The following is a 6,577-nucleotide window of genomic DNA, read 5'->3' as shown; positions in this document are numbered from 1 at the left end:
GGATGGTGGATGGCGTTCGCCGATTCTGCGCAAACGCATTCAAACGCGGCAGACGGCAGGGTCGGGAAGCGGGGAAATACGGCGAGGAGGGAAATGGCCGGCCCGTCGATCGGGCGTATGGCAGCGGCTGATGAAGCCGGAAAGGGGCGCCGGTCTGGCCGGCGATGGGGCGGCCCGGCAGGCCGCCGGGCCGATGCTCGCGTCGGGTGCCGACGCCGTCGGCGCGACGGTGCGCAGGTCGCGCACCGTGCCGCGCCAGCGGCGATCAGTCCCAGTCGCGGTGGTGATGATGCTTGTGGCGACGATAGCCGCGATCGCCGCGATAACCGCGATCGCCGTAATCGCGCTCGTACGAGCTGCGCGACATGTTGCCGCCGAGCGCCGCGCCCGCGCCGCCGCCGACCGCCGCGCCCAGCAGGCCGCCCGTGCGGCCGCCCATCGCGTTGCCTGCCGCGGTACCTGCGCCGCCGCCGAGTGCGCCGCCGATGATCGCGCCGGTGCGCTCGCGACGGTTCGACGTCACCGCACCACCCGCGCCGCCGCCGATGGCGCCGCCGATTACCGAGCCGGTGCTGCCGCCGACCGCGCCGCCGACCGCTGCGCCGGCAACCCCGCCGAGCGCGCCGCCAAGCGCGTTGTTCAAGTCACCGGCCAATGCCGGCAGTGCAGTCGTGCCGGTCAGCGCGGCGACGACGAGAGCGGGGGCGATTTTCTTCCACATTCCCGTATTCTTCCTTGTTCGCAATCTGGTTATCGAAGGTCCGCTCGGTACGACGATCTGAATCGATCGACGTCGGTTCAGGCATTGTGCCGAACCCCGGACCAATTCATTTCAACGAGCTTGCGGCGAAGAATAGCACCGGTCCCACACCCTTGCCGTGGACATTCTGGTAACAAGTTGTTTGCGAATAACGGCCCTCGAACGCGCCCCTCGAAATCGCCCGAAACCCTTTCCGGCATTGGCTTCGGCGAGGATCGAGCCATGCGGAATGGCAGGCGGGCCACGTGCGCCGTCGCACGTTCGAGACACACGTGGCAACACATCGGGCACGTGTCGTGAGCGCGCGCCGAAACGACGGTCTGGGATGGGATGAGGGGTCAGTACACGCGGGGCAGCAGCCGCCAGGTCCGCGCGCAATACGCATCGTATTCGGCGCCGAATTGCGAACGCAGCAGCGCTTCCTCGGAGCGGATGCGCGCGACGAGCGGCACCGTCATCAGCGCGACCAGCAGCACGCCGACGCCCGAGCGGAACGCGAGCGCCCAACCTACCGAATTGACGAGCAGGCCGAGATAGCTCGGGTTGCGAATGCGGCGGTAGATGCCGTCGGTCACGAGCGTATGGCCCGGCTGGATCGCGACGAGCCCGCTGAAGCGCTTGCCGAGCACGAACACGGGCCAGATGCGCAGCGCCCCGCCCGCGATGTACAGCGCGACGCCGAACCATCGCACCGTATCGCCGCCGAAGGTCCAGACATCGAGCCGGTCGGTCAGCGCGGGCAGATACGCGAGCAGCAAGCCGCTCACCGCGAATGCCGCGAGCACCCAGCGGTTGTCGCGGCTCTCGCGCTCGCCGGCGCTCAGGTTGCCTTCGGTGAACATCGCGACGACGGCCATCGCGAGCGTCGCGACGACGACGGCGATCAGCGGCGGATGCGAGAAAAAGGCAGCGAGCCCGCCGAAACCGAGCACGGCGAGCCCGAGATAGACGAGCGTGGATACGCCCGACAGGACAGCGACCTTGCGTGTGACGGGCATGGCTGCCTCACTGGAGATGCGCTTTCCTGTGAAGTATAGGAACCGCACGCACGATGCGCAGCGCGCCGTCGTCATGCGGCGCGCGAATCCGCGCGAATCGTCCGGTGAAGGCAGCGAACCGGTGCGGGCAAGGCCCGCGCCGGGTGCGCGGTCAGCGGATGCGGAAGTTGCCGCCGATCCCGACGCTGACGGGCGGCGCGTAATACGCCGGCGCGTAGCCGTAGTAGGCAGGCGCGGGCGCGTAACCGTACGGCGGCGCGACGTAGCAGCCGGACAGGCCGCCGATCAGGGCAAGCGTGATGAGAAGTCTGGACATGGCTCGATTCCCGGCGCGAAAGACGAATGACACCTTGCGAAGACCACGCCGCCGCGCGGGGCGGCGGCCGGCACGAAGAGGCGATCCGCTCTTCCTGTCGCTCGATGAAGTAATGCGCGGAGTCTAGCGCCGGGATTGCCGAGCCGAGTTTCGCCGGCGGTTACACGTGTTACTTCGCGTGACCGCCGAAACAGGCGATGGCGGTGGGGCGGCCGGCCGGTCTCAGCCGCCGCGCCGCGCCGCCTGCCGTCGATTCGTTATACGAAACGCGCGCGAATGCGCTGCGCGATCGATTCGAGCGTTGCCGCGTCGGCGATGTCGCGCGAATGCATCCGCAGCTCGGCGCCCTCCCAGCGCGGGATCACGTGGAAGTGCACGTGCGGGACCGTCTGGCCCGCCGCCGCGCCGTTGAACTGGCCGATGAACACGCCGTCCGGCTCGAGCGCCGCGCGCACCGCCGCCGCGACGCGCTGCGTCATCCGGATGCCGGCCGCGGCCGCATCGCCGGACAGCTCGAAGATCTGCGCGGCCGGCTCCTTCGGGATCACGAGCACGTGACCGTCGGCCTGCGGCATCAGATCCATGATCGCGAGAGTCGCGTCGTCTTCCGCGACCTTCACGCACGGCAGTTCGCCGCGCAGGATTCTGGCGAACGGGTTGTTGTTGTCATAGGACATGGCGTTTTCCGATTACGGTTGGACTGGGTGAGCATTCGATGCCGGACGATTATCGGCCTTCGGCGCTCGATATTTCAACTTGTCAGGTCGTGTCGCCACTGCAGCGAACAATCGATGCCGGCGCATGCAACATGCCTAACCGGATGGAATAAGCAGCCGTCACCATCCGTTTATTTCGAGCGCGGGTTCGCGCGGCAAGATCGCGAACCCGTGCCGGACACCCGTCGGCTGCGCTGGCCGGCAGCCGGGATGACTGCTCGCGTTCATCAACCGGAGTCATGCCATGGACCCTCTCCCCACCTGTCGTTCCCCCGCCCCGCCCTTCTTCGCCGCGCACCCGCAGGCGTTCGCGCGCGCGTCGCACGTGATCGCGCGCACGTTACGCCGTGCGGCGTGCGCAGCCGGGCTGGCCGCCTTGTCGTCGACGTTCGCGTGGGCCGGCGGCAGCGACATCATCCTGCCGGTTTCGTCGGTCACCGCATCGACCGTGCCCGCCAACGGCGATCTCAATCCGTACGGCATCGCGTTCGTGCCGCGCGGCGTGCCGACCTGGAGCCCGTTGAAACCAGGTGACGTCGTCGTGTCGAACTTCAACGCGGCGTCGAACCTGCAAGGCACCGGTACGACGATCGTGAAGCTGTCGCCAGGCAATACGCCGGCAACGTTCTTCCAGGGTAGCAATCTGGGCCTGACGACCGCGCTCACGGTGCTGCGCAGCGGCTTCGTGCTGGTCGGCAACCTGCCGACGCCGGACGGCAAGACCGTCGTCGCGCCGGGCTCGCTGCTCGTCATCAATCCGGCGGGCAATCTCGTCACGCAACTGGTCAGCGCCACGCTGCTCGACGGGCCGTGGGACATGACCGTGATCGATCGCGGCCAGCGCGTGACCGCGTTCGTGTCGAACGTACTGAACGGCACGGTCGCACGGATCGAACTGGCGATCGGCAACGACGGCGTCACGATGCTGCCGGGCTCGCGCATCATCGCGTCGGGCTACGTGAACCGGACCGATCCCAACGCGCTCGTCGTCGGCCCGACCGGCCTCGCGTACGACCCGAACATCGACGTCCTGTATGTCGCGTCCACCGGCGACAACGCGGTGTTCGCGATCCAGAACGCCGCGTCGACGAACCGCAACGGTGGCGTCGGACGGATGATCTACTTCGACGCAAAGCACCTGCACGGCCCGCTCGCGCTGGCGCTCGCGCCGAACGGCCATCTCGTGACCGCGAACGGCGACGCGGTCAACCCCGATCCGCTGCAACCGAGCGAGATCGTCGAATTCACGGTGGACGGGCGCTTCGTCGCGCAGATGCAGGTCGATACCGCGCCGGGCTCGGCATTCGGCCTTGCGTTCGGGCACGGCAGCAAAGGCCAGCTGCAATTCGCGGCCGTCGACGACAACACGAATACCGCGACGGTCTGGACACTGCGTTCGGACAATGACAACTCGCAATGACGCACCACGTGGACGGGCCGCATGCGGCCCGTCCACATGCGCGATCGACACATACGATTCACACACGCCGGGCAACCTCCGCCCGACCGACGCCACCCGGCGTCGCCAGCACCCGCGATTGCCACCGCTTGCCCGAACCTGCGACACTGCCGGTTCATCGCCCGCCCGCAGACAACCGAGGACGCCCGCGCATGACGACACCCATCAAGCCATTGATCCGACGGGGCGCCGCCCTCGTGCTGCTGGCCGCACTCGGCTATGCGGGATACATGCTGTCGCGGCTCGCGCCGATCGCCACCGGCTATGCGGCGAAGGCGCTGTGTTCCGGCGTGTTCGTGTCGGGCCGCCCGGCCGCGTCCGTGATCGACATCGACATCATGGCCGGCGTGCATCCGCTGCTGAAACTGGTGCGCCCGTCGCTCGATCCCGACCATCGTCGCGCGGCGGCAACCTTCGCCGGTTTCGCCGAGCGCGAAGCCGACTTCCGGCCCGGACTCGGCTGCACGCTCGCGCTCGGGCCGTCGCCCGGCGCGTTGCCTGCCACATTGCCTGCCCTCCCCGATCCGCCGCCCGCGCAGCCGGCACCCGTCGCGCCACCCGCCGGCATCGATACGCACAGGCTGCAGACCGCGCTCGACCGCGCATTCGACGAGCCCGATCCGGCAAAACCGCGGCGCACACGCGCGGTCGTCGTGATGTGGCGCGGCCAGGTAATCGCCGAACGCTATGCGCCCGGCTTCACGGCCGACACGCCGCTGCCCGGCTGGTCGATGACGAAGACCGTGACGGCCGCGCTGGTCGGCACGCTCGTCGCACAGCACAAGCTGTCGCCCGATGCGTCGGCGCTGCTGCCCGAATGGCGCGGCAGCGGCGACCCGCGCGCGGCCATCACGCTCGACGAGTTGCTGCGGATGACGAGCGGCCTGCAATTCAACGAGGACTACGACGACCCGCTGTCCGATGTCGCCGTGATGCTGTTCACGCAGCCCGATACCGCGCAGTTCGCGTCGGCGAAACCGCTCGCCTCGACACCCGGCAAGCAGTGGTACTACTCGAGCGGCACGAGCGCGATCGTCGCGCGCGTGATGCGCGAAGCGATGGGCGGCAGCGACGATGACTACCTCGCGTTTCCGCGCCGCGCGCTGTTCGCGCCGCTCGGGATGCGCAGCGCGGTGTTCGAGCCCGATGCGTCCGGCACGCTCGGCAGCTCGTCGTACATGTATGCGAGCGCGCGCGACTGGGCGCGCTTCGGGCAGCTTCTGCTGCAGGACGGCGAGTGGAACGGGCAGCGGCTGCTGCCGGAAGGCTGGGTGCGCTACCTGACGCGCGCGACGCCGCAGTCGTCGCGCCAGGAGTTCGGCGCGCATCTGTGGGTCAAGGTGCCGGAGCCGTTCAACGATCGCGATCCGCATGCGAGTGCGATGCCGGCCGACGCGTTTCATGCGGTCGGCCATGAAGGCCAGTTCGTCAGCGTGGTGCCGAGCCGTCAGCTGGTGGTCGTGCGGCTCGGGCTGTCGCGGCCGGAATCCGCGTGGAACCACGAGGCGTTTCTCGCGCGCGTGCTCGACGCGGTGCCGGCACCCGGCGCGTGACGACAGGCCGGCGGGCCCGGGGCCCGTGCATGCCGGCGACGACGCGGCGGCGATTGCAACGCCGCCGCGTCGCGCGCTACCCGCGATGCGTCACGGATTCGCGCTGCCGGCGTAGGTCTTGAAGCCTTCGCGCGTCGCGAGACGCTCGATATAGCGCGACACCGCCGGGAAATCCGGATGCTCGAACGGCGTGCCGAACCAGCGGTTCACCGACAGGCCGATCGGAATGTCCGCGAGCGTGAAGGTGCCGCCGGCCACGAACGCACCGGTCGATTCGAGCTGCGCGTTCAGCACGCGCATGTGTTTCGTCCAGCCCGCGATCGACTGCGCGATGGCGTCCGGATCCTGATGATCGGGCGACTTCCGCACGAGGCCGAGGAACGCGCCGACCCACGAGCGGTTCAGGTCCGCACCCTGCCAGTCGATCCATTGATCGACCCGCGCGCGCGCCCGCGGCTCGGCCGGATAAAGCGCATCGCCGCCATAGCGGTTCGCGAGGTAGCGGATGATCGCGTTCGATTCCCAGAGCACGAAATCGTCGTCCTTGATGACGGGCACGAGCGCGTTCGGATTCAGCGCGAGGTAGGCCGGATCGTTGGTCGTGCGGAAACCCGCGCCCCAGTCTTCCTGTTCGAACGGCAGGTTCAGCTCGGTGCAAAGCCACAGCACCTTGCGGACGTTGATGGACGGGATCTTGCCGAGGATGTGCAGCATGCAGTCTCCTTGTGAGGTCGGATGCGGAGCGTTCGGGACGCACGACACGTCCCGAACACGT

The 6,577-nt window shown here is 68.5% G+C and carries 7 protein-coding genes; 2 read left to right on the top strand and 5 right to left on the bottom strand.

From position 1 onward, the window contains the following. Window positions 1–265: 265 nt before the first annotated feature. From GD429_RS15425 to GD429_RS15415, 4 genes are all read right to left on the bottom strand, one after another. On the bottom strand, window positions 266–721 hold the full coding sequence (locus GD429_RS15425) for a hypothetical protein (RefSeq protein WP_034181694.1): 456 nt from the start codon (window positions 719–721) through the stop codon (window positions 266–268). 377 nt (window positions 722–1,098) lie between these two features. Then, the gene (locus GD429_RS15420; protein ID WP_152857673.1) at window positions 1,099–1,758 is read right to left on the bottom strand and encodes a methyltransferase family protein; all 660 of its coding nucleotides are present in this window, start codon (window positions 1,756–1,758) and stop codon (window positions 1,099–1,101) included. 151 nt (window positions 1,759–1,909) lie between these two features. Then, window positions 1,910–2,074: a hypothetical protein gene (locus tag GD429_RS40460; RefSeq protein WP_162836114.1), complete on the bottom strand. Its 165-nt coding sequence runs from the start codon at window positions 2,072–2,074 to the stop codon at window positions 1,910–1,912. A gap of 257 nt (window positions 2,075–2,331) precedes the next feature. Beyond that, window positions 2,332–2,751, bottom strand: coding sequence for an HIT family protein (locus GD429_RS15415; protein WP_152857672.1), 420 nt, complete (start codon window positions 2,749–2,751; stop codon window positions 2,332–2,334). A 283-nt stretch (window positions 2,752–3,034) separates the two neighbouring features. Here GD429_RS15415 and GD429_RS15410 point away from each other — a divergent pair, with 283 nt between their 5' ends. Further along, window positions 3,035–4,210, top strand: a complete 1,176-nt coding sequence (locus GD429_RS15410; RefSeq protein ID WP_193727112.1) for a hypothetical protein — start codon at window positions 3,035–3,037, stop codon at window positions 4,208–4,210. Between the two features lie 191 nt (window positions 4,211–4,401). Further along, the gene (locus tag GD429_RS15405; protein ID WP_152857671.1) at window positions 4,402–5,802 is read left to right on the top strand and encodes a serine hydrolase domain-containing protein; all 1,401 of its coding nucleotides are present in this window, start codon (window positions 4,402–4,404) and stop codon (window positions 5,800–5,802) included. Window positions 5,803–5,892: 90 nt separating this feature from the next. Here the strand turns inward: GD429_RS15405 and GD429_RS15400 are convergent, their stop codons facing one another. Then, the gene (locus tag GD429_RS15400; RefSeq protein WP_152857670.1) at window positions 5,893–6,516 is read right to left on the bottom strand and encodes a glutathione S-transferase family protein; all 624 of its coding nucleotides are present in this window, start codon (window positions 6,514–6,516) and stop codon (window positions 5,893–5,895) included. Between the last annotated feature and the right edge of the window lie 61 nt (window positions 6,517–6,577).

The organism is Burkholderia sp. BE17, from assembly GCF_009362305.1.
Taxonomy (GTDB): Bacteria; Pseudomonadota; Gammaproteobacteria; order Burkholderiales; family Burkholderiaceae; genus Burkholderia; species Burkholderia pyrrocinia_C.
This window is presented reverse-complemented; position numbering and strand designations above follow the sequence as displayed.